This window comes from Pseudomonas sp. 22072, from assembly GCF_052046095.1.
Lineage (GTDB): Bacteria > Pseudomonadota > Gammaproteobacteria > Pseudomonadales > Pseudomonadaceae > Aquipseudomonas > Aquipseudomonas paracarnis.
The window spans coordinates 176,415-199,888 of the sequence record NZ_JBQEQE010000004.1; the positions used below are offsets into that span (position 1 = coordinate 176,415).

At 61.3% G+C, this 23,474-nt stretch carries 24 protein-coding genes; 12 read left to right on the top strand and 12 right to left on the bottom strand.

From position 1 onward, the window contains the following. Position 1: 1 nt before the first annotated feature. A complete protein-coding gene (hemL, locus tag ACTJLA_RS05930) occupies positions 2 to 1,285 on the top strand; it encodes a glutamate-1-semialdehyde 2,1-aminomutase (RefSeq protein ID WP_032895176.1) in 1,284 nt (427 codons plus the stop codon). A 226-nt stretch (positions 1,286 to 1,511) separates the two neighbouring features. Beyond that, positions 1,512 to 2,066 carry a tetratricopeptide repeat protein gene (locus ACTJLA_RS05935; protein WP_034126914.1) on the top strand — a complete coding sequence of 185 codons (555 nt, stop codon included), beginning with the start codon at positions 1,512 to 1,514 and terminating at the stop codon, positions 2,064 to 2,066. 127 nt (positions 2,067 to 2,193) lie between these two features. Here ACTJLA_RS05935 and ACTJLA_RS05940 read toward each other — a convergent pair whose 3' ends face one another. Beyond that, on the bottom strand, positions 2,194 to 2,520 hold the full coding sequence (locus ACTJLA_RS05940; RefSeq protein WP_003215457.1) for a DUF1820 family protein: 327 nt from the start codon (positions 2,518 to 2,520) through the stop codon (positions 2,194 to 2,196). A gap of 130 nt (positions 2,521 to 2,650) precedes the next feature. Here ACTJLA_RS05940 and miaB point away from each other — a divergent pair, with 130 nt between their 5' ends. The 5 genes from miaB to lnt all read left to right on the top strand — a co-directional run bounded on the left by miaB (position 2,651) and on the right by lnt (position 8,079). Continuing rightward, on the top strand, positions 2,651 to 3,979 hold the full coding sequence (gene miaB / locus ACTJLA_RS05945) for a tRNA (N6-isopentenyl adenosine(37)-C2)-methylthiotransferase MiaB (RefSeq protein WP_014720071.1): 1,329 nt from the start codon (positions 2,651 to 2,653) through the stop codon (positions 3,977 to 3,979). Between the two features lie 230 nt (positions 3,980 to 4,209). Continuing rightward, positions 4,210 to 5,214 carry a PhoH family protein gene (locus ACTJLA_RS05950; protein WP_019818064.1) on the top strand — a complete coding sequence of 335 codons (1,005 nt, stop codon included), beginning with the start codon at positions 4,210 to 4,212 and terminating at the stop codon, positions 5,212 to 5,214. Further along, entirely contained in the window at positions 5,207 to 5,665 is a 459-nt protein-coding gene (gene ybeY, locus ACTJLA_RS05955) for an rRNA maturation RNase YbeY (protein WP_003194442.1), read from the top strand. The genes ACTJLA_RS05950 and ybeY overlap by 8 nt, the downstream gene beginning before the upstream one ends. Positions 5,666 to 5,707: 42 nt before the next feature. Then, on the top strand, positions 5,708 to 6,547 hold the full coding sequence (locus ACTJLA_RS05960) for an HlyC/CorC family transporter (RefSeq protein ID WP_003194444.1): 840 nt from the start codon (positions 5,708 to 5,710) through the stop codon (positions 6,545 to 6,547). An 8-nt stretch (positions 6,548 to 6,555) separates the two neighbouring features. Then, positions 6,556 to 8,079, top strand: a complete 1,524-nt coding sequence (lnt, locus tag ACTJLA_RS05965; protein ID WP_314550251.1) for an apolipoprotein N-acyltransferase — start codon at positions 6,556 to 6,558, stop codon at positions 8,077 to 8,079. Positions 8,080 to 8,190: 111 nt separating this feature from the next. On the opposite strand, the gene ACTJLA_RS05970 is transcribed toward lnt, so the two are convergent. The 3 genes from ACTJLA_RS05970 to ACTJLA_RS05980 all read right to left on the bottom strand — a co-directional run bounded on the left by ACTJLA_RS05970 (position 8,191) and on the right by ACTJLA_RS05980 (position 9,618). Beyond that, positions 8,191 to 8,952 carry a YdcF family protein gene (locus tag ACTJLA_RS05970; RefSeq protein WP_314550250.1) on the bottom strand — a complete coding sequence of 254 codons (762 nt, stop codon included), beginning with the start codon at positions 8,950 to 8,952 and terminating at the stop codon, positions 8,191 to 8,193. 97 nt (positions 8,953 to 9,049) lie between these two features. Beyond that, positions 9,050 to 9,355 (bottom strand): hypothetical protein, encoded by a 306-nt coding sequence (locus ACTJLA_RS05975; protein ID WP_034126911.1) that lies wholly within the window; start codon positions 9,353 to 9,355, stop codon positions 9,050 to 9,052. A 134-nt stretch (positions 9,356 to 9,489) separates the two neighbouring features. Next, complete coding sequence (locus tag ACTJLA_RS05980) at positions 9,490 to 9,618, bottom strand: hypothetical protein (protein ID WP_258191622.1); 129 nt, start codon at positions 9,616 to 9,618, stop codon at positions 9,490 to 9,492. Between ACTJLA_RS05980 and leuS the strand changes: the two genes are divergently transcribed. The 5 genes from leuS to ACTJLA_RS06005 all read left to right on the top strand — a co-directional run bounded on the left by leuS (position 9,617) and on the right by ACTJLA_RS06005 (position 15,771). Next, positions 9,617 to 12,223, top strand: a complete 2,607-nt coding sequence (gene leuS, locus ACTJLA_RS05985) for a leucine--tRNA ligase (protein WP_034126910.1) — start codon at positions 9,617 to 9,619, stop codon at positions 12,221 to 12,223. The genes ACTJLA_RS05980 and leuS overlap by 2 nt on opposite strands. A gap of 88 nt (positions 12,224 to 12,311) precedes the next feature. Next, the gene (locus tag ACTJLA_RS05990; protein ID WP_014720078.1) at positions 12,312 to 12,917 is read left to right on the top strand and encodes an LPS-assembly lipoprotein LptE; all 606 of its coding nucleotides are present in this window, start codon (positions 12,312 to 12,314) and stop codon (positions 12,915 to 12,917) included. A 39-nt stretch (positions 12,918 to 12,956) separates the two neighbouring features. Continuing rightward, positions 12,957 to 13,994 (top strand): DNA polymerase III subunit delta, encoded by a 1,038-nt coding sequence (holA, locus tag ACTJLA_RS05995; RefSeq protein ID WP_032895162.1) that lies wholly within the window; start codon positions 12,957 to 12,959, stop codon positions 13,992 to 13,994. Between the two features lie 225 nt (positions 13,995 to 14,219). Then, positions 14,220 to 14,384 (top strand): alternative ribosome rescue factor ArfA, encoded by a 165-nt coding sequence (arfA, locus tag ACTJLA_RS06000; RefSeq protein WP_003176285.1) that lies wholly within the window; start codon positions 14,220 to 14,222, stop codon positions 14,382 to 14,384. A 61-nt stretch (positions 14,385 to 14,445) separates the two neighbouring features. Next, complete coding sequence (locus ACTJLA_RS06005) at positions 14,446 to 15,771, top strand: lytic murein transglycosylase (protein WP_003194458.1); 1,326 nt, start codon at positions 14,446 to 14,448, stop codon at positions 15,769 to 15,771. A 115-nt stretch (positions 15,772 to 15,886) separates the two neighbouring features. Here ACTJLA_RS06005 and ACTJLA_RS06010 read toward each other — a convergent pair whose 3' ends face one another. The 8 genes from ACTJLA_RS06010 to rodA form a co-directional block, all read right to left on the bottom strand. After that, the gene (locus ACTJLA_RS06010) at positions 15,887 to 16,807 is read right to left on the bottom strand and encodes a S66 peptidase family protein (RefSeq protein ID WP_057975549.1); all 921 of its coding nucleotides are present in this window, start codon (positions 16,805 to 16,807) and stop codon (positions 15,887 to 15,889) included. 137 nt (positions 16,808 to 16,944) lie between these two features. Next, complete coding sequence (lipA, locus tag ACTJLA_RS06015; RefSeq protein WP_161793230.1) at positions 16,945 to 17,946, bottom strand: lipoyl synthase; 1,002 nt, start codon at positions 17,944 to 17,946, stop codon at positions 16,945 to 16,947. Positions 17,947 to 17,971: 25 nt separating this feature from the next. Next, on the bottom strand, positions 17,972 to 18,619 hold the full coding sequence (gene lipB, locus ACTJLA_RS06020; protein ID WP_314550237.1) for a lipoyl(octanoyl) transferase LipB: 648 nt from the start codon (positions 18,617 to 18,619) through the stop codon (positions 17,972 to 17,974). Next, the gene (locus ACTJLA_RS06025) at positions 18,619 to 18,900 is read right to left on the bottom strand and encodes a DUF493 domain-containing protein (RefSeq protein WP_005791752.1); all 282 of its coding nucleotides are present in this window, start codon (positions 18,898 to 18,900) and stop codon (positions 18,619 to 18,621) included. The genes lipB and ACTJLA_RS06025 overlap by 1 nt, the downstream gene beginning before the upstream one ends. 85 nt (positions 18,901 to 18,985) lie before the next feature. Next, entirely contained in the window at positions 18,986 to 20,143 is a 1,158-nt protein-coding gene (locus ACTJLA_RS06030; RefSeq protein ID WP_003194468.1) for a D-alanyl-D-alanine carboxypeptidase family protein, read from the bottom strand. 183 nt (positions 20,144 to 20,326) lie between these two features. Beyond that, on the bottom strand, positions 20,327 to 21,331 hold the full coding sequence (locus tag ACTJLA_RS06035) for a septal ring lytic transglycosylase RlpA family protein (protein WP_054918115.1): 1,005 nt from the start codon (positions 21,329 to 21,331) through the stop codon (positions 20,327 to 20,329). Beyond that, complete coding sequence (mltB, locus tag ACTJLA_RS06040) at positions 21,331 to 22,341, bottom strand: lytic murein transglycosylase B (RefSeq protein ID WP_054896188.1); 1,011 nt, start codon at positions 22,339 to 22,341, stop codon at positions 21,331 to 21,333. The genes ACTJLA_RS06035 and mltB overlap by 1 nt, the downstream gene beginning before the upstream one ends. Before the next feature lie 17 nt (positions 22,342 to 22,358). Further along, positions 22,359 to 23,462 carry a rod shape-determining protein RodA gene (gene rodA, locus ACTJLA_RS06045; protein WP_044268991.1) on the bottom strand — a complete coding sequence of 368 codons (1,104 nt, stop codon included), beginning with the start codon at positions 23,460 to 23,462 and terminating at the stop codon, positions 22,359 to 22,361. Positions 23,463 to 23,474: the final 12 nt, after the last annotated feature.

Sequence of the window (23,474 nt, forward strand, 5' to 3'; positions counted from 1 at the left end):
CATGTCCCGTTCCGAAACCCTGTTTGCCAACGCCCAGAAACACATCCCCGGCGGTGTGAACTCCCCCGTGCGTGCGTTCAAGAGCGTGGGCGGCACGCCGTTGTTCTTCAAGCATGCCGAAGGCGCCTACGTCACCGATGAAGACGACAAGCGCTATGTCGACTATGTCGGCTCCTGGGGCCCGATGATCCTCGGCCACAGCCATCCGGACGTGCTGGACGCGGTGCGCCAGCAACTGCAGCACGGCTTGTCCTACGGCGCCCCGACCGCGATGGAAACCGAGATGGCCGACCTGGTCTGCTCGATCGTGCCGTCGATGGAAATGGTGCGCATGGTCAGCTCCGGCACCGAAGCCACCATGAGCGCGATCCGCCTGGCCCGTGGTTTCACCGGCCGCGACAACATCATCAAGTTCGAAGGCTGCTACCACGGTCACTCCGACAGCCTGCTGGTAAAAGCCGGCTCCGGCGCGCTGACCCAAGGCGTACCCAATTCCGCTGGCGTACCTGCGGCGTTCGCCAAGCACACCCTGACCTTGCCGTTCAACGACATCGCGGCCGTCGAGCAGATGCTCAGCGAAGTCGGCCAGGACGTTGCCTGCATCATCGTAGAGCCGGTTGCCGGTAACATGAACTGCGTTCCACCGGCCCCGGGTTTTCTTGAGGGCCTGCGCGAGCAGTGCGACAAGCATGGCGTGGTGCTGATTTTTGACGAAGTGATGACCGGTTTCCGGGTCGCCCTCGGTGGCGCCCAGGCTTACTACGGCGTCACGCCAGACCTGAGCACCTTCGGCAAGATCATCGGCGGCGGCATGCCGGTAGGCTGCTTCGGCGGCAAGCGCGAGATCATGCAACACATCGCCCCGCTCGGCCCGGTCTACCAGGCAGGCACCTTGTCGGGTAACCCGCTGGCAATGGCCGCCGGCCTGACCACCCTGCGCCTGATCAGCCGCCCGGGCTTCCACGCCGAGCTGACCGACTACACCACACGCCTGCTCGACGGCCTGCAACAGCGCGCCGATGCCGCCGGCATCCCGTTTGTGACCACCCAGGCCGGTGGCATGTTCGGCCTGTACTTCAGCGGCGCCGACGATATCGTCACCTTCGATGACGTGATGGGCAGCGATGCCGAGCTGTTCAAGCGCTTCTTCCACCTGATGCTCGAAGGCGGCGTGTACCTGGCACCGAGCGCCTTTGAAGCTGGCTTCACTTCGATCGCCCATGGCGAAGCCGAACTGAAATTGACCCTGGATGCTGCCGAGCGCGCGTTCGCGGCCCTGAAATAAGTGACGGCAACCTCTGACGTTGCCCCTGGCAGCGTCAGATTTGCTACTTTGCTTACAGAGAATTCCTGGTTTTTTCGAGAATTGCCCTGCAATCCGGCAGATAACTTGCCCAAGCAGCAGAAAAACGAGTAAAGACTTTGTAAGCAGAGGCCTGCTTATTTCATAATGCGCGCTTATTGGACTCCCTCGAGGGTCCGCGCGCCCCGTCAGAGGTAAGTCGATTCCCATGAAACGCACCGGCCGCACCCTGGTTCTGGGCTGCCTGTTGCTCCTTCAACCGCTACTGGCACATGCCCAGGCCGGCGGCAACTCGTTGTTAATCCCAGCGATGGGTCGTTGCACCCTCAATACCCAGCCAGAGAGCCAGGCCGAAGCTCTGAGCGCGTGCCAGAAACAGGCCGAGGAAGGGGATGCGCAAGCACAATACGAGTTGGGCGAGTACTACCACGACAGCAAGAACCCGGCCGTTGACCTCAACAAAGCGTTGAGCTACTTCGAGAAAGCCTCGTTGCAGGGCCACGCCCAGGCGCAATACCAGTTGGGCAACATGTTCTTCAAAGGCGAAGGCGTGCCGGCCAACAACGTTCAGGCGTACATCGTGCTGAAAATGGCCGCGGTCAATGGCGCCGAAGACGCACTGGACACCGCCGACGAAGTCGCCGAGCACATGCAGCGCGATGAACTGGAAGTGGCGACCCAGGTGCTAGGGCAGATTTTCCGCAACTACCTGCAGGAATTGCAGAGTGCTGATGGGCGTTCGCCGTTCTCACCCCTTCCCTGATTTTTTGTAGACCTTACATCGCTATCGCAGGCAAGCCAGCTCCCACAGTGACTGCATTCCAGCATTGAAACGCGGTCGAGTGTGGGAGCTGGCTTGCCTGCGATAGACCCCCCCTCGGTCTAAAGCCCTACTTCTCAGGCATCGGCATCGGAAACGGCATCACATTGCTCATGCCCCGAGCCTCACTGATCTTCGGCGTCCCCAGGCGCTCGACTTCATCGATGCGCACAATCGAATGCATCGGCACAAAGCTGCGTACCACACCTTCGAACTGGGCCTTGAGCTTTTCTTCGCCCGGATCGACCACCAACTGGGTGCGCTCGCCAAAGACGAACTCTTCCACCTCCAGGAAGCCCCACAGATCACTTTGATAGATCTGCTTGGCGTACATTTCGAACACCTGGCCCTGGTTGAGGAAAATCACCTTATAGATTGGAGCTTCACGTTTGGTCATGGTGGGCGAACAACACATGGGGATATAAAAGAGGGCGCGAACTATAGCATGGCACCCGATGCACAGCGCTAGGAACCAATGGGCATGCCCCCTATAATGCGCGGTTCTTTACCACCAGTTGACGATTCCCATGGCCAAGAAGCTTTACATCGAAACCCACGGTTGCCAGATGAACGAGTACGACAGCTCGCGCATGGTCGACTTGCTGGGCGAACACCAGGCCCTGGAAGTCACTGCCCGCGCCGAAGATGCCGACGTGATCCTGCTCAATACCTGCTCGATCCGCGAGCGGGCCCAGGACCGTGTGTATTCGCAGCTGGGCCGCTGGCGCGAATTGAAACTGGCCAACCCGGACATGGTGATCGCCGTCGGCGGGTGCGTGGCCAGCCAGGAAGGCGCTGCGATCCGCGACCGCGCGCCCTATGTCGATGTGGTGTTTGGCCCGCAAACCCTGCACCGTCTGCCAGAGATGATCGACGCCGCACGCATCACCAAGCTGCCGCAGGTCGACGTGTCGTTCCCCGAAATCGAAAAATTCGACCATCTGCCCGAACCGCGCATCGACGGGCCGAGCGCCTATGTGTCGGTGATGGAAGGCTGCAGCAAGTACTGCACCTTCTGCGTGGTGCCTTACACCCGTGGCGAAGAAGTCAGCCGGCCGTTTGACGATGTGCTGTCGGAAATCATCCACCTGGCTGAAAACGGCGTGCGCGAAGTGACCCTGCTGGGCCAGAACGTCAACGGCTACCGTGGCCAGACCGATGACGGCCGACTGGCCGACCTGGCGGAATTGATCCGCGTGGTCGCCGCCGTCGATGGCATTGAGCGCATCCGCTACACCACCTCGCACCCGCTGGAGTTTTCCGACAGCCTGATCCAGGCCCACGCCGAAGTACCAGAGCTGGTCAAGCACCTGCACTTGCCGGTGCAATCGGGTTCGGACCGCATTTTGTCGGCGATGAAGCGCAACCACACCGCGCTGGAATACAAATCCAAACTGCGCAAACTGCGCGCTGCCGTGCCGGGCATCTGCATCAGTTCGGACTTTATCGTCGGCTTCCCGGGCGAAACCGAGAAAGACTTCCAGCAGACCATGAAGCTGATTGAAGACGTCGGTTTCGACTTCTCCTACTCGTTCGTCTACAGCCAGCGCCCTGGCACCCCGGCTGCCGACCTGCTGGATGAAACCCCGGAGGCGTTGAAAAAAGAGCGTTTGAACGCGCTGCAACATCGCCTCAATCAGCAGGGCTTCGAAATCAGCCGACAAATGGTCGGTTCGATCCAGCGCATTCTGGTGACCGATTATTCGAAGAAAGACCCGGGTGAATTGCAGGGTCGTACCGAGAACAACCGAATCGTCAACTTCCGCTGCGACAATCCCACGCTGATCGGCCAGTTTGCCGATGTGCACATTGATGCGGCGCAGCCACACTCGTTGCGTGGCTCGTTGATCAACTGATCTCGCTGACCGGATGAAGATCAAAATGTGGGAGCTTGCTTGCCTGCGATAGCGATGTATCAGTGTCCAATGTGCCAACTGACCCACCGCTATCGCAGGCAAGCCAGCTCCCACAGGGGTTCTTCAGGGTTATCGAGAGTGGGGCCAGGCTATTTAAGTGCTTTCGCACACCAGCGCCTGGCGTTATTCTCTCTCTCACCTCATCAGCCAAAGGGCGGCTAAAAGCAACCTTGAACGCACCCATAGCAGAACCCCATCGTTTTATCCTCGAGCCTTTTGAGGCTCGCCGTTTCGCCAACCTGTGCGGACAGTTCGACGAGCACCTGCGCCTGATCGAACAACGCCTGAGCATCGAGATCCGCAACCGCGGCAATCAGTTCGAGCTCATTGGTGAACCCCAACACACCACGTCTGCAGAAAACCTGCTGCGCCGTCTTTACCGCGAAACCAAGGGTAGCGAGCTGTCGCCGGAGACCGTGCACCTGTACCTGCAGGAGTCGGCTGTGGAAGACCTGGCCAATAACCCGGTGGCCGAAGCCAGCGTGGCCTTGCGTACCAAAAAAGGCATGATTCGCCCACGCGGCTTGAATCAGCAGAAGTACGTCAAGGAAATCCTGGGCAACGACATCAACTTCGGCATCGGCCCGGCCGGTACCGGCAAGACCTACCTGGCGGTGGCCTGCGCCGTCGACGCCCTGGAGCGCGAGCAAGTGCGGCGCATCCTGCTGGTGCGTCCAGCGGTCGAGGCCGGCGAAAAGCTCGGTTTCCTGCCCGGCGACCTGGCCCAGAAGATCGACCCGTACCTGCGCCCGCTCTACGATGCGCTGTACGAGATGCTCGGTTTTGAATACGTGGCCAAGCTGATCGAGCGCCAGGTGATCGAGATCGCCCCGCTGGCCTACATGCGTGGCCGTACGCTCAACAACAGCTTCATCATTCTCGACGAAAGCCAGAACACCACCGTCGAGCAGATGAAGATGTTCCTCACCCGTATCGGTTTCGGCTCCACTGCCGTGATCACGGGCGACATCACCCAGGTCGACCTGCCCAAGGGCACCAAGTCGGGCCTGGGCCAGGTGATCGAGGTGCTCAAGGACGTGCCGGGTATCAGCTTCACGCACTTCATGCCCAAGGACGTGGTGCGCCACCCGCTGGTGCAGCGCATTGTCGAAGCTTATGAGCGTTTCGAACACCGCGACGACGCGCCCGCCAAGGACGCTCGCCACGATGCTTGAGCTAGACCTGCAGCTGGCCACCGACGCGCCCGCCCCCAGCGAAGCCCAGTTCCGCCAATGGTGTGAACTGGCTTTGCGCCAGCGCACCGCTGACTCGGAGCTGACCATTCGTCTGGTGGACGAGGCCGAAGGCCGTGAGCTGAACCACACCTGGCGCCAGAAAGACTACGCGACCAACGTGCTGTCCTTCCCCGCCGACGTGCCCGACGAATTGCTGGATATCCCGCTGCTGGGCGACCTGGTGATCTGCGTCGCGGTGGTCGAGCGAGAAGCGGCGGAACAAGGCAAGGAACTTGAGGCCCATTGGGCCCATCTAGTCATCCACGGCTGCTTGCATCTCTTGGGTTACGACCATATAGACGATGACGAAGCCGAGGAAATGGAAGCACTGGAACGAACGTTGCTTGCAGAACTGGGTCACCGCGACCCATATGCAGACGACGAAAGCTGATCAACACTCAACTGTCATATCAAAGGATTTAGAGTAATCGCTATGAGCGAAGACCGATCGAGCAACGGGCAGAAGTCATGGCTGGGTAAACTGACCCAGGCTTTTGCCCACGAGCCGAAAAACCGCCAGGAGCTCTTGGAGCTGCTGCGCGATGCACACCAGAACAAGTTGCTGGACAGCGAAGCGCTGGCCATCGTCGAGGGCGCCATCCAGGTGGCTGACCTGCAAGTACGTGACATCATGGTCCCGCGCTCGCAGATGATCAGCATCAAGGCGACCCAGACCCCACGGGAATTCCTCCCGGCCGTGATCGACTCGGCGCATTCGCGCTACCCGGTGATCGGTGAAAGCCATGACGACGTCATGGGTGTCCTGCTGGCCAAGGACCTGCTGCCGTTGATCCTCAAGGAGAATGGCGACAGCTTCAACATCAAGGACCTGCTGCGCCCGGCCACCTTCGTGCCCGAGTCCAAGCGCCTGAATGTGCTGCTGCGCGAGTTCCGCGCCAACCACAATCACATGGCCATTGTGATTGACGAATACGGCGGCGTGGCCGGCCTGGTCACCATCGAGGACGTGCTGGAGCAGATCGTCGGCGACATCGAAGACGAGCACGACGTCGAAGAAGACAGCTACATCAAGCCGCTGCCCAGCGGTGACTTCCTGATCAAGGCACTGACGCCCATCGAAAACTTCAACGAGTTCTTCGACAGCGAGTTTTCGGACGATGAGTTCGACACCGTCGGCGGCCTGGTGATGAGTGCGTTCGGGCACCTGCCCAAGCGTAATGAAACCACCGAGATCGGCGCCTATCGCTTCCGCATCCTCAATGCTGATAGCCGTCGTATCCATCTGATCCGTTTGACACCCATCGCCCGCTAAGGACTGACATGCGCCGTCTCACCTCACCCGGCTGGCCCGGTAACTTGCTGGCCGTGGTGGCCGGCGCCATCACAACCCTGGCGCTGGCGCCGTTCGATATCTGGCCGTTGGCGCTGGTAGCGGTCGGCCTGTTCTATATCGGCCTGCGGGAGCTGACACCCCGCCAGGCCCTGGGCCGTGGCTGGTGTTTCGGCTTCGGCCTGTTTGGTGCCGGCACCAGTTGGATCTACTACAGCATCCACCACTTCGGCGGCGCTTCGGTGCTGCTGGCGGGGTTCCTGATGCTGCTGTTCACCGCCGCCATCGCCTGGTTCTTTGCCCTGCCCGCCTGGCTATGGGCGCGCTGGTTGCGCCGTAACGAAGCACCACTGGCGGATGCATTGACGTTCGCCGCGTTGTGGGTCGGCCAGGAAGCCTTTCGTGGCTGGTTCCTTACCGGTTTCCCGTGGTTGTACTCCGGTTACAGTCAACTCGATGGGCCGTTGACCGGCCTCGCGCCATTGGGTGGGATGTGGCTGATTTCCTTCGCCCTCGCGCTCACTGCCGCATTGCTGTGCAACCTGCCGCGCCTGCTGGCCAGCAAGCGCAATGCCTCCATCGGCGCGGGCCTGTTATTGCTGGTTGCGCCCTGGGCGATTGGCCTGGCACTCAAGCATCACGCCTGGACATCGCCGTCTGGCGCGCCCCTGAGCGTGGCTGCGATTCAGGGCAACGTCGAGCAAAGCATGAAGTGGGACCCGGACCAGCTCAATGCACAGTTGGCGCTGTACCGCGACATGAGCCTGAGTTCCAAGCGCGTCGACCTGCTGGTCTGGCCGGAAACTGCCGTGCCGGTGCTCAAGGAGTCCGTGGAGGGCTACCTGGGCATGATGGGCAAGTTTGCCGCCGACCGGGACAGCGCGTTGATCACCGGGGTACCGATTCGCCAGGAAGTGCACCACCAGAAGCGCTACTTCAACGGCATCACCGTGGTCGGCGAAGGCGACGGCACCTACCTCAAGCAAAAACTGGTGCCGTTTGGCGAGTACGTTCCGCTGCAGGACATGCTGCGCGGGCTGATTGCCTTCTTCGACCTGCCCATGTCGGACTTCGCCCGCGGCCCTTCTGACCAGGCCATGCTGCAGGCCAAGGGTTATCAGATTGCGCCGTTCATTTGCTATGAAGTGGTGTACCCCGAATTCGCCGCCGGCCTGTCGGCCCAGAGCGACCTGCTGCTGACTATCAGCAACGACACCTGGTTCGGCCGCTCCATCGGCCCGCTGCAGCACCTGCAAATGGCGCAAATGCGTGCGCTGGAGGCTGGCCGCTGGATGATCCGCGCCACCAACAACGGCGTGACCGGGCTGATCAACCCGTTTGGGCAGATCACCGCGCAGATCCCGCAGTTCGAGCGCGGCATTCTCTATGGGGAGGTGGTGCCGATGCATAACCTCACGCCGTACCTGCAATGGCGTTCGTGGCCGTTGATCATTGTGTGTGTGCTGCTCTTTGGCTGGGCGCTGTTGGCGGCTCGGATGGCCAAAACGGTCTGACCTGTGGGAGCTGGCTTGCCTGCGATGGCGGTGTATCAGTGCCCTGAGTGCTCACTGACCCACCGCCATCGCAGGCAAGCCAGCTGCTACATTTGATCTCCTGTGTTGCACCTATCGGTAGAACAACCGATACCCCACCTGCCCCACCGCTTCATTTATCAACTGCCCGCTTTGCCACACCGCCTTGACCTCCGGCATCCAGCCACCCAGCGGTCGGCCATGGTCGACACCCAAAAAGCCCACCGGCCCCGGCACCACGGTGAAGCCGGCCTTTTCAAAACTCCATACCGAACGCGGCATGTGCCAGGCCTGGGTCACTACCACTACACGCTTGATGCCTTCCGGCAACAAAATCTCGGCGCTCATCTGGGCGTTTTCCCAGGTAGTGCGGCTGCGCTCTTCTTTCCAGCGCACGGTGACACCGAAGTCATCCTGCATCGACACGGCCATCAGCTCGGCCTCACTGGGCGGCGTGCCGTAGTGCAAGCCGCCGCTGGTCAGCACTGGCAAACCGGATGCCTTGGCCAGCCGCGCGGCAAAACGCTCACGTTCCAGGCCAATACCGGTGGGCTGGTCGCTGCCCCACGCAATGTCTCCACGCTCGCGCCCCGAGCCCAGCACCACAATCGCATCGGCACGCTGGGCCAGGGTAGCCCAGTCTTCCCGGGCCAAAGGCGGCTCTGTCTCCAGGGCACGGGCGCCCCATTGCACCATCACTGGCAGGCTGATCAACCACATTCCGCCCAGCCCGAGGGCAAAGCACAAGCCCGACAGGCGCGGACGGCTGCGGCGAAACCACCAGGCACACGCCAACAACAGCAGAAAAATACCGGGCGGCAACAACAGTTGTTTAATGAAATAACGAAAAGGCATCGGGCATCTCCAAAGATGCCCGAAGCCTAGATGCATCGGGGTTTTGCAACAATCCTTACCGACAACATTTTGATAACGCTAACGGATAACGCGGGGCTCACTTGCACCGCACGGAGCGGAAGTTCTCTGGCCCGCGGCCGGTCGCCAGGTCTTTGAGCCAGATGACCTTGGCCGAATGAGCGGGCGGGGAAGCCTGCCCATGGGAGGCGCGGTCGTGATTCAACGCCAGATAGTTCTTGATCAATTCAAGCTCCGCCAGGCTCAAGCCTCGCAACTCCAGCTCCAGAGGCCGTTCATCACGCAATCGGCCTGCGGTTCTTGCGGCGTCCAATGCCCGACCCAAACGGTCGATCAATCCTTCATACAACTGCGGTTTCGTTAAAGTTCGCTGCGATTCAACCATCCCCTCACCTCATTGAAGAAATACTTGCTCCCCACTAAACAGCGTAGCCCCCGTTGCTGCGCCTGCCCGGTGCCGCGACAGACGGCCCTTGGCGCGCAATCAGGGTTTCCCTCGATAGAGTGGGGTCATGTATGCTACGGCGCTTCCTGTAACTCCACTTCCCGCAGGGTTTGGGCACGGACGCGCCGCTTCTTGGTGTCGAACAACCCGGACAGTGCACCGAAGAGGATTAGGCCACCCTTATCCAGTTCAAAAGTAGCCATGCACGAACAATATCAGCCCCGTGAAATAGAAAATGCCGCCCAAACCTTCTGGGACGAGCAAAAGTCCTTTGAAGTCAGTGAACAGCCGGGCAAGGAGACTTACTACTGCCTATCGATGTTCCCTTACCCCAGCGGCAAGCTACACATGGGGCACGTGCGCAACTACACCATCGGCGACGTGATTTCGCGCTACCAGCGCATGCTCGGCAAGAACGTGTTGCAACCCATGGGTTGGGACGCCTTCGGCATGCCGGCAGAAAACGCCGCGATGAAAAACAACGTGGCGCCCGCCAAGTGGACCTACGAAAACATCGCCTACATGAAGACCCAGCTGCGCAGCCTGGGCCTGGCGGTGGACTGGTCCCGCGAGGTCACCACCTGCAAGCCGGATTACTACCGCTGGGAACAATGGCTGTTCACGCGCCTGTTCGAAAAAGGTGTGATCTACAAAAAAAGCGGCACCGTGAACTGGGACCCGATCGACCAGACCGTACTGGCCAACGAACAGGTCATCGACGGTCGCGGCTGGCGTTCCGGCGCGCTGATCGAAAAGCGCGAAATCCCGATGTACTACTTCAAGATCACCGCCTACGCGGATGAACTGTTGTCGAGCCTTGACGATCTGCCGGGCTGGCCTGAACAGGTCAAGACCATGCAGCGCAACTGGATCGGCAAATCCAAGGGCATGGAAGTGCAGTTCCCGTACAACGTCGACTCCATCGGCGAAGCCGGCGCACTCAAGGTGTTCACCACCCGCCCCGACACCCTGATGGGCGCGACCTACGTCGCCGTGGCCGCCGAACACCCGCTGGCCACCCAGGCCGCACAGAACAACCCTGAGCTGCAGGCGTTCATCGCTGAATGCAAAGGCGGCAGCGTGGCCGAAGCCGATGTCGCCACCCAGGAGAAAAAAGGCCTGCCGACCGGCCTGTTCGTCGAGCACCCGTTGACCGGCGAAAAACTGCCGGTTTGGGTCGCCAACTACGTATTGATGCACTACGGCGATGGCGCCGTCATGGCCGTGCCGGCCCACGACGAGCGCGATTTCGAATTCGCCACCAAGTACAGCCTGCCTATCAAGTCGGTCGTGCGCACCAGCTCGGGTGATACCAACCCCGCTCCGTGGCAAGACGCCTACGGCGAGCACGGCACGCTGATCAACTCCGGCGAATTCGACGGCCTGGACTTCCAGGGCGCGTTCGACGCCATGGAAGTAGCCCTGATCAAGAAAAACCTCGGTGCCTCGCGCACCCAGTTCCGTCTGCGTGACTGGGGCATCAGCCGCCAGCGCTACTGGGGTTGCCCGATCCCGATCATCCACTGCCAAGCCTGCGGTGACGTGCCGGTACCGGAAGACCAACTGCCGGTCGTGCTGCCAGAAGACGTGGTGCCGGATGGTGCTGGCTCGCCGTTGGCGCGCATGCCCGAGTTCTACGAGTGCAGCTGCCCTAAATGCGGCGCGCCGGCCAAGCGTGAAACCGACACCATGGACACCTTCGTCGAGTCCTCGTGGTATTACGCTCGTTATGCCTCGCCGCACTATGAAGGCGGCCTGGTGGAGAAATCCGCAGCCGACCATTGGTTGCCAGTGGATCAGTACATCGGTGGCATCGAACACGCCATCCTCCACCTGCTGTACGCGCGCTTCTTCCACAAGCTGATGCGTGACGAAGGCCTGGTGAGCTCCGATGAGCCATTCAAGAACCTGCTGACCCAGGGCATGGTAATCGCCGACACTTACTATCGCCGCGAAGCCAATGGCGCCTACACCTGGTTCAACCCGGCGGATGTCGAGCTTGAGCGTGACAGCAAGGCCAAGGTCATCAGCGCCAAGTTGAAAGCCGACGGCCTGCCGGTGGAAATCGGTGGCACCGAGAAGATGGCCAAGTCCAAGAACAACGGCGTCGACCCACAGTCGATGATCGATCAGTTCGGCGCCGACACCTGCCGCCTGTTCATGATGTTCGCCTCGCCGCCTGACATGAGCGCCGAATGGTCCGACTCGGGCGTCGAAGGCTCGCACCGTTTCCTCAAGCGTGTCTGGCGCCTGGCCCACGCTCATGTCAGCCAGGGTCTGCCGGGCAAGCTGGATATCGGCGCCTTGAACGACGAGCAGAAAGCCGTCCGCCGCAGCATCCACCTGGCTATCCGCCAGGCCAGCCAGGACGTTGGGCAGAACCACAAATTCAACACCGCCATCGCCCAGGTGATGACGCTGATGAACGTGTTGGAAAAAGCCTCGCAGGCGACCGAACAAGACCGTGCGCTGATCCAGGAAGGCCTGGAAACAGTTACCCTGTTGCTCGCGCCGATCACGCCGCACATCAGCCATGAACTGTGGAGCCGTCTGGGCCACAGCGGTGCCGTCATCGATGCCGCCTGGCCGGTGCAGGATGACAGCGCCCTGGTACAGGACACGCTGCAACTGGTCATCCAGGTTAACGGTAAACTGCGTGGCCAGATCGACATGCCGGCCAGCGCCAGCCGTGAAGAGGTTGAAGCAGCTGCACGTATCAATGAGAACGTGCTGCGCTTTACCGAAGGCCTGACCATCCGCAAGGTGATCGTGGTGCCTGGCAAACTGGTCAATATCGTCGCCAGCTAAATCGGATCAGGCGCGGGGCTTGGGCCCCACGCCGAACTAAACCTTTAGGGCCCGAGAAGGCCCACCTGGTTTCAAGGGGAGCAACAAAATGATCAAACGCAATCTGCTGGTTATGGGCCTTGCCGTGCTGTTGAGCGCTTGCGGCTTCCAGCTGCGCGGCACCGGCACCAATGAGCTGTCGCTCAAGGAACTCGACGTCAGCGCCCGCAACGCCTACGGCGAAACCGTCACCCAGCTGCGCCAGACCCTGGAAAACAGCGGTGTGCACGTGTACAACGGCGCGACCTACAAACTGATCCTGACGGATGAGCGAGAAACCCAGCGCAATATCAGCTACGCCAGCGCTGGCCGTGCGTCCGACGTCGAGCTGAACACAGCGCTGATGTTCGAAATACAAGGCCGTGATCAGTTGCCGTTGATGGGTGACAAGATCCAGGTGCAGAAAGTGGTGAGCCACGATGGCAACAACCTGGTGGGTTCAGACTCCGAGACCATCCAGGTGCGCAAGGAAATGCGTCGTGAGCTGATCCAGCGCATGATGACTCGCCTGCAAATGCTCACCCCGGAAAAACTGGCTGAGCTGCAGCAAGTGGCCGACAACAAGGCCAAGGCTGACGCCGACGCCCTGAAAGCCGCGCAGGAATATGAAGACAACACACCGAAACAGTCGCCTGTTGAAGTCCCTGTCGAGTAAGCCAGACGGGGCGCCCCTGGCGCCCCGTTCGCCCCGCCTATGAAACTTGCCCCCGCCCAACTCGCCAAGCACCTGCAAGGTGGCCTTGCGCCTGTGTACATCGTCAGCGGCGACGACCCGCTGCTGTGCCAGGAAGCGGCCGACGCTATCCGCACTGCCGCGCGCCAGCAAGGGTTCGATGAACGCCAGGTGTTCAGCGCCGACGCCAGTTTCGACTGGGGCACCCTGCTGCAAGCCGGCGCGAGCATGTCGCTGTTTGCCGAGAAACGCCTGCTGGAACTGCGCCTGCCCTCGGGCAAGCCGGGCGATAAAGGCGCGGCGGCCTTGATGGAATACTGCTCGCGCCCTGCCGAAGACACCGTGCTGTTGATCAGCCTGCCCAAGCTCGACGGCAGCGCGCAGAAAACCAAGTGGGGCAAGGCCCTGGTTGAAGGTCCACAGACTCAGTTCATTCAGATCTGGCCAGTGGACAGCAACCAGTTGCCGCAGTGGATTCGTCAGCGCCTGTCGCAATCAGGGCTCGCAGCGACACAGGATGCCGTGGAGCTGATCGCCGCTCGGGTCGAGGGCAACCTGCTTGCCGCCGCCCAGGAGATCGAAAAGCTCAAGCTGATGGCCGAAGACGGGCAGATCACCGTCGAAACCGTGCAAGGCGCAGTGGCCGATAGCGCGCGCTTTGATGTGTTCGGCCTGGTGGACGCCATCCTCAACGGCGAGCCCGCCCACGCCCTGCGCATGCTTGAAGGCCTGCGCGGCGAAGGGGTGGAACCCCCGGTGATTCTCTGGGCCCTGGCCCGTGAGCTGCGCGTGTTGGCGAACATTGCGCTGCAATACAGCCAGGGCACACCGCTGGACAAATGCTTCAGCCAGGCCCGGCCACCGGTGTGGGACAAGCGCAAACCCCTGATGAGCAAAGCCCTGCAACGGCACTCGGCGCAACGCTGGGCGCAACTGTTGCTGGAAGCGCAGCGCATCGATGCACAGATCAAAGGCCAGGCGGCCGGCTCGCCGTGGATGAGCCTGAGCCGTCTGTCGCTGTTGATGGCCGGCCAGCGCCTGGCGTTGCCTGCCGAATAAACCCTTCTGTACAACAGCACAAAACCCTGTGGGAGCTGGCTTGCCTGCGATGGCGGTGTATCAGTGCCCNCTGACCCACCGCCATCGCAGGCAAGCCAGCTCCCACATTGACTCTGCCCACTGCTTATTTGCGACATTTCCCACCTATCGACGGGCTTTACAGCCGGCCCACTTCGGCAGATGATTTGCACCGCTGCATTCCACCCCCAAGCGAGAGAATCCATCATGAGCAAAAAGCCATCCAAGCATGGCCCCAACAAAGCCAAATCCATCATCGCCCAGCCACTGTTCCGCAGCCGTCAGGAACGCGCCGGCAAGGGCAAAGGCAGCTACCGCCGCGAAGCCTTCCAGTCTAATAGCTGGGAGGCTTCTTACTTTCTGGCTGCCTGAAGGCAAGCGCCCCTCTGGCATGATAAGGTCTGTACCTGATTTGTAACCCCTGGACCTGTGCATGCCCTCTCGTCTTTCTCGTCATTGGCACCTGCGCCAATTGATCGCTGCCTCCAGCCTCATTCTGCTCGTCGCCTGCGCCGAAAAACCTACCGCTGCGGACGCTCAACCCCTGCCCAAGCTCCAGACGGCCCCGGCTATCGCGCCTGCCGTGGTGGCCCCGTTGGCGGTGGACAATCTCGATATCCAGCCGACCCAGACCTTTGCCGAATGGCAAGCTGGCTTCCGTGCGCAAGCGCTGCAGGCCGGGATCACTGCGGCCGTGTTCGATAACGCTTTTGCCGGCGTCACACCTGATATGGCGGTGATTCGCGCCGACCGCAGCCAACCGGAATTTTCCCGCCCGGTGTGGGAATACCTCGACGGAGCACTGTCGCCGGTGCGCGTGCGCAATGGCCAGGCACTGCTGGTCAAGTACGCCGATATTCTGCAAAGCATCGAGCAACGCTATGGCGTCGACCGCCAGGCGCTGGTCTCGGTGTGGGGCATGGAGAGTAACTTCGGCGCTTTCCAGGGCAATAACTCGGTGATCCGCTCCTTGGCCACCCTCGCCTATGAAGGACGTCGTCCGGCCTTTGCGCAAGCGCAGTTGCTGGCAGCGCTGCAGATCATCCAGCATGGCGATATTCAGGCCGACCAGATGAAAGGTTCCTGGGCCGGGGCGATGGGCCAGACCCAGTTCATCCCGACCACCTACAACACCCATGCCGTGGACTTCGACGGTGACGGTCGCCGCGATATCTGGAACAGCCCGTCCGACGCCCTCGCCTCCACCGCGCATTACCTGCAAAGCTCGGGGTGGCAGAAAGGCCAGCCGTGGGGCGTTGAGGTACAGCCGCTGCCGTCGGGCTTCGACTACAGCCTGGCCGATGGCGGCGTGCGCAAGACCGTGGCGCAATGGCTGCAACTGGGCATCCAACTGCCGCCTGGCGTGAGCCTGCCGGCCAATGTCGACCAGCTGTCCGCCGCCCTGCTGCTGCCGGCCGGCTACCGTGGCCCGGCGTTCCTGGTGCTGGATAACTTCCGCGCGATCCTCAAGTACAACAATTCGTCGTCTTATGCACTGGCGGTTGGCTTGCTGTCCGAGCGGTTTGGCGGTGGCGGTGTGATTCGGGGCAGTTGGCCAAAGGATGAGCTGCCGCTGAGCCGTTCGCAACGCATTGACCTGCAGACGGCGCTCAGCGCCAAAGGGTATGACGCGGGTAATGCCGACGGGATTATTGGCGCCAACACGCGCAAGGCGATTCGGGCTGCACAGCAGGCGTTGGGCTGGCCGGCGGATGGGTATCCGACGGTGAAGTTGCTGGAGTCGCTGCAGAACCGCTGAAGTGATCGCTCCCACGCTCTGCGTGGGAGCGCTGCCTTGGACGCTCCGCGTCGGCGACTGAAGAGGGTGACGCAGAGCGTCACTGGAGGAATTCCCACGCAGAGCGTGGGAACGATCAGGCCTTGAACACTACATCCTGCTCCAACACCACCCGCTGCTCCCCCGCATCCAGGCGCACCAAGGCGCCCATCGGCAATGTCAGGTTCGGGTCGCAATGCCCACTGCGCCAGCCTGCCAGCACTGGAATGCACAGCGGCTCAAAGGTCTGCTTCAGCAGATGCGCCAACGCCGCGCTATCCACACCGGCCACATCCCCTACCAGCACACCGGCGACCTGGGCCAGCTTGCCAGCCAATCGCAGGTGAGTCAGCAATCGGTCGATGCGATAGAGCGGTTCGTTGACGTCTTCGATAAACAGGATGATGCCGTCAGCGTCTATTTCGTACGGCGTGCCCATGACTGCGGCGATCATCGACAAGTTACCGCCCAGCAAGCGCCCACAAGCCACACCGGGCTCGATTGTGATCAACGGGTAGGCCATCGGGTGCGGCAGCACACTGCCGGCGCCCCGTTGGCCACGCAGCAGGCTGAACAAAGAGGATTCGGTGGGCGGCTGTTTGCCACCGAGCAGGTCGGCATTGAGCATCGGGCCATGGAACGTCACAAAGCCCGCATAGCGGTTGATGGCCAGGTGCAAGGCGGTGATATCGCTGTAGCCCACAAACGGCTTGGGGTTGGCGCGCAGCAGGTCAAAGTCCAGCGCATCGAGCAAACGGGGCGTGCCATAGCCGCCACGCAGGCAGAGGATGGCATCGATGTCGGGGTTGGCGAAGGCGGCATGCAAATCGCGCAGGCGCACTTCATCGCTACCGGCCAGGTAGCCGTCGCGCTCGTGCACACCAGGGAAAATGTGCAGGTCGTAGCCACGGGCACGCATCCATTGCCGGGCTTTTTCAACATCCAGCGCGGCGGGGCCGGCGGGGGCGATCAGGCCGAGGGTGCCTTCGGGGCGCAGTGCAGGTACGGCGGCGGTCATCCATGGTTCTCCCTATATGACGCAGAACGAAATGTGGGAGCTGGCTTGNCTCGGTGTATCAGTGACACCGAGGTGATGCTATCGCAGGCAAGCCAGCTCCCACACAAGCCCGCATTTCACATTGATTCTGGAGCGGCTTACGAAACCAGGCTCGCCTTGACCAGCTTGGCCTGCTCATCGGCGTGGTACGAAGACCGCACCAACGGGCCCGAGGCCACGTTCTTGAAGCCCATCTTGTAGCCTTCCTCGGCGAACCAGGCGAAGGTGTCCGGGTGCACGAAACGCTGCACCGGCAAGTGGCTGCGGGACGGTTGCAGGTACTGGCCCAGGGTCAGCATGTCGATGTCGTGTTCGCGCATGCGCTTCATGACTTCGATGACTTCTTCGTCGGTTTCACCCAGGCCCAGCATCAAGCCGGACTTGGTCGGGATGTGCGGCATCATCTGCTTGAATTTCTGCAGCAGGGTCAGCGACCACTGGTAGTCCGAACCCGGGCGCGCCGCCTTGTACAGGCGCGGCACGGTTTCCAGGTTGTGGTTGAACACATCCGGCGGCTCGGCAGCGGTGATGTCCAGGGCGACGTCCATCCGGCCACGGTAGTCCGGCACCAGGGTTTCGAGCATCACGTTCGGCGACAGCTTGCGGATCTCGCGGATGCAGTCGGCAAAGTGCTGGGCACCACCGTCACGCAGGTCGTCGCGGTCTACCGAGGTGATCACCACATACTTGAGCTTCAGGTCGGCGATGGCGATGGCCAGGCTTTCTGGCTCATTGACGTCCAACGGCTTCGGACGGCCGTGGCCGACGTCGCAGAACGGGCAGCGACGGGTGCAGATGTCACCCATGATCATGAACGTGGCGGTGCCGCCAGAGAAGCACTCGCCCAGGTTCGGGCAGGAGGCTTCTTCGCATACGCTGTGCAACTTGTGTTTGCGCAGCAGCGACTTGATACGGTCGACTTCCGGCGAAACCGGGATGCGCACGCGAATCCAGTCAGGTTTCTTCGGCAGTTCGGTGGTCGGGATGATCTTGACCGGGATGCGTGCAACCTTCTCGGCGCCGCGCAGCTTGACGCCGGCTTCCACCTTGGCACGCGGGGCCGGGGCTGGACGCTCAGTGATGTCCAGCGTCGGGATCATGGTTTGCACAACATCAGTAGTCATATCAATCGATTCCGCCCGTCAGGGTCGTCTGCTCTGCATAGTCGAGGTGTTTGACGAGCTGCGCGCGCAGCCGGGCACTTACCTCGGCAAATTCTATGGATGTTGCATGGTCACTCAACTGGGTCATCGCAAGCCCGGCGTAACCGCACGGGTTGATCCGTCGGAACGGCGCCAGGTCCATGTCCACATTCAAGGCCAGGCCATGAAAGGAACAACCGTGGCGAATGCGCAGCCCCAGGGAGGCGATTTTCGCGCCATCCACGTATACACCCGGTGCATCGGGCTTGGCCACGGCGGTCACGCCGTAACTGGCCAACAGCTCGATCAGGCACGTCTCCATGCGGCTGACCAGGTCGCGCACGCCAAACCCCAGCTTGCGCACGTCCAGCAGCAGGTAAGCCACCAGTTGACCGGGCCCATGGTAAGTCACTTGACCCCCTCGGTCGACCTGCACCACCGGAATATCACCCGGCAGCAGCAAGTGTTCGGCCTTGCCGGCCTGGCCCTGGGTGAATACCGGCGGGTGTTCTACCAGCCAGATTTCATCCGGGGCCAAAGTGCCGCGCTCATTGGTAAAGCGCTGCATGGCATGCCAGACCGGCTCGTATGCCATCCGGCCGAGCTCGCGAAAGCCCAGGACTTGCGACATCACAGCACCATATGCACGAAGCCGGTGGCTCGCAGTTCGCTGTTGATGTTGTAGAGCTGGTCTTGATCGGTCGCAACGATGTGCAACTGGATCGTGGTGTACTTGCCGGTGGAGCTTTGGCGCTCGTCCACGCGGTTGTCGTTGATCGTCGCGTGCTTCCTGACGATCTCGAGAATCTTGTCCTTGCGGCCGACACCGGTATCGCTGATCACCTTGACGGGATAATCCGTCACAGGAAATTCGATCTTTGGCGCCTTTACTTCTACGTCTTTATCGGTCATGGCAGAACAGCCTCGTAAGCGCTAAGCCGTGGCGACGGGCAAAGCCCCGCGTTGGATCAACGCGGGGCTTTGCAGGTGCACACAATCAGTTGAACAAGCCGTAGAAGAATAGACGGATGCTATCCCATACGCGGCGGAAGATACCACCTTCCTCGACAGCATCCAGCGCGATCAGGTCGGCGCTGTGCACCACCTTGTCGTCCAGCTTGACTTCGACCTTGCCGATCACATCACCCTTGGCGATTGGCGCAACCAATTGCGGGTTCAGGGTCATGCTGGCGGCGAGCTTTTTCAGCTGGCCTTTAGGCATGGTCAGGGTCAGGTCGTCGGCCAGGCCGGCCTTGACTTGCGACGTCGCGCCCTTCCACACCGGCGCGGTCGCCAGCTCAGCACCCTTCTGGTAGAAGGTCTGGGTTTCGAAGAAGCGGAAGCCGTAAGTCAGCAGTTTTTGCGTCTCGGCCGCACGGGCCTGCTCGCTGTTGGTGCCGAATACCACGGCGATCAGGCGCTGGCCATCACGTACGGCGGACGACACCATGCAGTAGCCGGCTTCGTCGGTGTGGCCGGTCTTCAGGCCATCGACGGTCTTGTCACGCCACAGCAACAGGTTGCGGTTAGGCTGCTTGATGTTGTTCCAGAAGAATTCCTTCTGGGAGTAGATCGCATAGTGCACCGGGTCAACGCGGATGATGGCGCGCGCCAGGATCGCCATGTCATGAGCCGACGAATAGTGCTCTGGGTTCGGCAGGCCGGTCGGGTTCATGAAGTGGCTGTTGGTCATGCCCAGCTCACCGGCGGTTTTGTTCATCATGTCGGCGAAGGCGTCTTCGCTGCCGGCGATGTGCTCGGCCAGGGCGACGCTGGCGTCGTTACCGGACTGGATGATAATGCCGTGCAGCAGGTCGCTCACGGTGACTTGCGAACCCACCTTGATGAACATCCGCGAACCACCGGTACGCCAGGCGTTTTCGCTGACGGTAACCGGGTCGTTTTCGCCGATCTGGCCGCGACGGATTTCCAGGGTCGCGATGTAGGCAGTCATCAGCTTGGTCAGGCTGGCAGGCGGCAGGCGTACATCACCGCCGTTTTCGACCAGCACGTTGCCACTGGCGGCGTCCATGAGGACCCACGACTTGGCGGCCAGTTGCGGGGAGGCCGGCACCATTTCAACCGCCCAGGCGGCTGGGGTGATGATCAGCGAGATAAGCAGGCACGTACGTTTGGCTAAGGTGGTGATGTTCATCCGTCTCTCGAAATTGCTTATGGAAACTTGCCCTCGCGGGCAAAACTATTCAGACAGCCCGCTTCCAGACTGTCACGTGTTCGGTTGCCCGCTCACCCCTTGCCCCTGGGTTTTTATTGTTCAACGAGCCAACAACCAGGGTTCAAGCGCGCATGCGCGTCTGAGCCATCAATCCGTTACTGCTTATTCTGCGGTGACCACGCTGGGTTGCCCCAGATTGGCCAGACGCACGCTGTTCTGCACTTGTGCCACTTCGCTCGGCGAGCCGATAGGGCCCATGCGTACACGGTGCAAGGTTTGCTGGTTACGCACGATGGAACTGATGAAGACCGGCGCGCTGACCATGCCGCTGAGCTTGGACCTTAACAGTTCTGCCGCATCCGGGTTGGCGAAAGCGCCGACCTGCAGGTATTGCCCACCGGCCATGGAGGCGCCCGCTGCCACGTGAGGTACCACCACGGTATCAGGCGCATGCTGGGCAGGTGGCGGGGTCCATTGCTCGATCTTGCCGGTGGAGGCCGTCACTTGCGGTTGCGGGGTTGGCGGTTCGTTGAGCATCAACGGCGCGGGTTTGCCACGCTGGGCCCAATACTGCGCCGGATCGATGCCTTCGACCTTGACCCGTGCGGTGCCGGTTTCGGCATAACCGAGTTTCTTGGCGGCCGCGTAGGACAAGTCGATGATCCGGTCCGAATAGAACGGCCCACGATCATTGACCCGCAGGATCACGGTGCGATTGTTGTCCAGGTTGGTCACGCGCACATAGCTGGGCAGCGGCAGGGTCTTGTGGGCCGCGCTCATGCCATACAGGTCATACACTTCGCCGTTGGCGGTGTTCTGGCCATGGAACTTGGTGCCGTACCAGGACGCGGTGCCTGACTGCACGTAAGTCTTGGATTCCTGCAGCGGGAAGTAATTCTTGCCCAGCACGGTATAGGGGTTGGCCTTGTACGGGCCGGTGTGCAGGGTCGGCGTGGCGTCCGGGATTTTCGACACATCCACATCCCACCACGGCGCGCCGTCTTTGTGCGCGCGGTTGATGTCCAGGCCCGGCTGGGCACGTACCACCGCACCGCCCGCCTTCTTGGCCGGCGCACGGTTAGGGGTGGTGGAGCAACTGGCTACCAACAAGGACAACGCGGCGAACGCCACCAGCTTGAGCGGTTTTTTGAACGGCGATACCCGCATTACTTGTTGCCCCGTGCTTGAACCAGCTCATCTGACAGCTGATGCACGGCCATGGCGTACATCACACTGCGGTTATAACGCGTGATTGCGTAGAAATTCTTCAGGCCCATCCAGTATTCAGGGCCATTTGCGCCTTCCAGGCGGAATGCCGTCACCGGCATGTCGTCGCGTGGCGCATTCTGACTCGACCAGCCCAGCGCTCGCAACTCCCCGACGGTCTTGACCGGTTCGATACCTTGGGTCAGGCCCTCGTCGGCGCGCTCGCCCGTGACATCGGCGCGGATAACCACCGGCTCGCCGGCGACCCAGCCGTGGCGCTTGAAGTAGCTGGCTACGCTGCCGATGGCATCGTCGGGGTTGCTCCAGATATTGATGTGCCCGTCACCGTCGAAATCCACCGCATAGGCGCGAAAGCTGCTCGGCATGAACTGCGGCAAGCCCATCGCCCCGGCGTAGGAGCCCTTGAGGCTCAGCGGGTCGACCTGCTCTTCGCGGGCCAGCAACAGGAATTCGCGCAGTTCCTTGCGGAAGAACTCGGCGCGGGGCGGGTAATCGAAGCCCAGTGTCGACAAGGCATCGATCACCCGGTAGCTGCCGGTGTTGCGCCCGTAGAAGGTTTCGATGCCGATGATCGAGACGATCACCTGCGCCGGCACGCCGTACTCCTGCTCGGCGCGGGCCAGTACCGCCTCGTGCTGGCGCCAGAAATCCACGCCGCGGGCGATGCGCGCATCAGTGAGGAACATCGGGCGATAGTCCTTCCACTGCTTGACGCGTTCGGCGGGCCGGGAGATGGCGTCGAGGATCGCCTGCTTTTTCTGGGCTTCGCGAAACACGCCCATCAGTTGCTCACCGGCAAAACCGTAGTCGCGGGTCAGCTCACCGACAAATTCGGCAACCTGGGGAGAGCCATCGTAGTCACCGGCCTGCGCCTCTTGCGTTGCACCCAGCAGCCCGATCAGGCCCATCCAGGTCGCATGCCGAGTCGCCCAGCCGCGCATTACTTGCATTGACATCTTCACCTTATTCAAACCTGTGCGATCCACTTGCGATGCGTATGAATCGACATCAAAACCCCAAACGCTGACAGCAATGTCACCAGCGAAGTTCCGCCGTAGCTAATGAATGGCAACGGCACCCCAACCACCGGCAGCAGGCCACTGACCATACCGATGTTGACGAAAACATAAACAAAAAAAGTCATGGTCAGGCTGCCGGCGAGCAATTTGCCGAACAGCGTCTGCGCCTGGGCAGTGATCACCAGGCCGCGACCAATCAACAGCAGATAAATCAGCAACAACGCGCAAATGCCCACCAGGCCGAACTCTTCGCCCATCACCGCGATGATGAAGTCGGTGTGGCTCTCGGGCAAGAAGTCCAGGTGAGACTGGGTGCCCAGCAACCATCCCTTGCCAAATACCCCGCCGGAACCGATGGCCGCCTTGGATTGGATGATGTTCCAGCCAGTACCCAGCGGGTCGCTCTCCGGGTCGAGGAACGTCAGGATCCGTTGCTTCTGGTAGTCGTGCATGAAGAAGAACCACATGGCCACGGCCACGGGCACGGCGGCTGCCAGCACGCTGAGGATCCAGCGCCAGCGCAGGCCGCCCATGAACAATACGAACGCGCCACCGGCGAGGATCAATAACGAGGTGCCAAGGTCCGGCTGGCGCACGATCAACACAAAGGGCACACCGATCAGGATCAGGCTGATCGCCACGTGCTTGAGCTGCGGCGGCAAGGTGCGCTTGGACAGGTACCAGGCAATGGTGGCGGGCATCAGGATCTTCATGAATTCCGACGGCTGGAAGCGAATCACCCCGGGGATGTTGATCCAGCGTGTGGCCCCCATGGCGTTGTGGCCCATGACGTCCACCACCACCAGCAACAACACGCCGGCGACATACCCCAAGGGCACCCAGCGCGCCATGAAACGCGGCTCCAACTGGGCGATCACCACCATCGACAGCAGGCCCAGGCCAAACGAGGACGCCTGCTTGATCAGCAGGTCCCAGTTCTTGCCGCTGGCCGAATACAGTACAAAAAGGCTGCCGGCCGCCAGGGTCAGCAGCAGGATCAGAAGGGGGCCATCAATGTGCATGCGTTGCAGCAACGTCGCACGGCGACGCATCACATCTTCGCT

Coding starts and splice junctions, on each gene's coding strand:
- ybeY (WP_003194442.1), top strand. CDS start 5,207: ATGCTTGAGCTAGACCTGCAGCTGGCCACCGACGCGCCCGCCCCCAGC.
- ACTJLA_RS06010 (WP_057975549.1), bottom strand. CDS start 16,807: ATGACCGCCGCCGTACCTGCACTGCGCCCCGAAGGCACCCTCGGCCTG.
- hemL (WP_032895176.1), top strand. CDS start 2: ATGTCCCGTTCCGAAACCCTGTTTGCCAACGCCCAGAAACACATCCCC.
- lnt (WP_314550251.1), top strand. CDS start 6,556: ATGCGCCGTCTCACCTCACCCGGCTGGCCCGGTAACTTGCTGGCCGTG.
- ACTJLA_RS05980 (WP_258191622.1), bottom strand. CDS start 9,618: ATGGCTACTTTTGAACTGGATAAGGGTGGCCTAATCCTCTTCGGTGCA.
- ACTJLA_RS05970 (WP_314550250.1), bottom strand. CDS start 8,952: ATGCCTTTTCGTTATTTCATTAAACAACTGTTGTTGCCGCCCGGTATT.
- mltB (WP_054896188.1), bottom strand. CDS start 22,341: ATGCAAGTAATGCGCGGCTGGGCGACTCGGCATGCGACCTGGATGGGC.
- ACTJLA_RS06025 (WP_005791752.1), bottom strand. CDS start 18,900: ATGACCGATAAAGACGTAGAAGTAAAGGCGCCAAAGATCGAATTTCCT.
- holA (WP_032895162.1), top strand. CDS start 12,957: ATGAAACTTGCCCCCGCCCAACTCGCCAAGCACCTGCAAGGTGGCCTT.
- ACTJLA_RS05960 (WP_003194444.1), top strand. CDS start 5,708: ATGAGCGAAGACCGATCGAGCAACGGGCAGAAGTCATGGCTGGGTAAA.
- rodA (WP_044268991.1), bottom strand. CDS start 23,462: ATGCGTCGCCGTGCGACGTTGCTGCAACGCATGCACATTGATGGCCCC.
- ACTJLA_RS06035 (WP_054918115.1), bottom strand. CDS start 21,331: ATGCGGGTATCGCCGTTCAAAAAACCGCTCAAGCTGGTGGCGTTCGCC.
- ACTJLA_RS05935 (WP_034126914.1), top strand. CDS start 1,512: ATGAAACGCACCGGCCGCACCCTGGTTCTGGGCTGCCTGTTGCTCCTT.
- lipA (WP_161793230.1), bottom strand. CDS start 17,946: ATGATCCCGACGCTGGACATCACTGAGCGTCCAGCCCCGGCCCCGCGT.
- lipB (WP_314550237.1), bottom strand. CDS start 18,619: ATGTCGCAAGTCCTGGGCTTTCGCGAGCTCGGCCGGATGGCATACGAG.
- arfA (WP_003176285.1), top strand. CDS start 14,220: ATGAGCAAAAAGCCATCCAAGCATGGCCCCAACAAAGCCAAATCCATC.
- leuS (WP_034126910.1), top strand. CDS start 9,617: ATGCACGAACAATATCAGCCCCGTGAAATAGAAAATGCCGCCCAAACC.
- miaB (WP_014720071.1), top strand. CDS start 2,651: ATGGCCAAGAAGCTTTACATCGAAACCCACGGTTGCCAGATGAACGAG.
- ACTJLA_RS06030 (WP_003194468.1), bottom strand. CDS start 20,143: ATGAACATCACCACCTTAGCCAAACGTACGTGCCTGCTTATCTCGCTG.
- ACTJLA_RS06005 (WP_003194458.1), top strand. CDS start 14,446: ATGCCCTCTCGTCTTTCTCGTCATTGGCACCTGCGCCAATTGATCGCT.
- ACTJLA_RS05940 (WP_003215457.1), bottom strand. CDS start 2,520: ATGACCAAACGTGAAGCTCCAATCTATAAGGTGATTTTCCTCAACCAG.
- ACTJLA_RS05975 (WP_034126911.1), bottom strand. CDS start 9,355: ATGGTTGAATCGCAGCGAACTTTAACGAAACCGCAGTTGTATGAAGGA.
- ACTJLA_RS05990 (WP_014720078.1), top strand. CDS start 12,312: ATGATCAAACGCAATCTGCTGGTTATGGGCCTTGCCGTGCTGTTGAGC.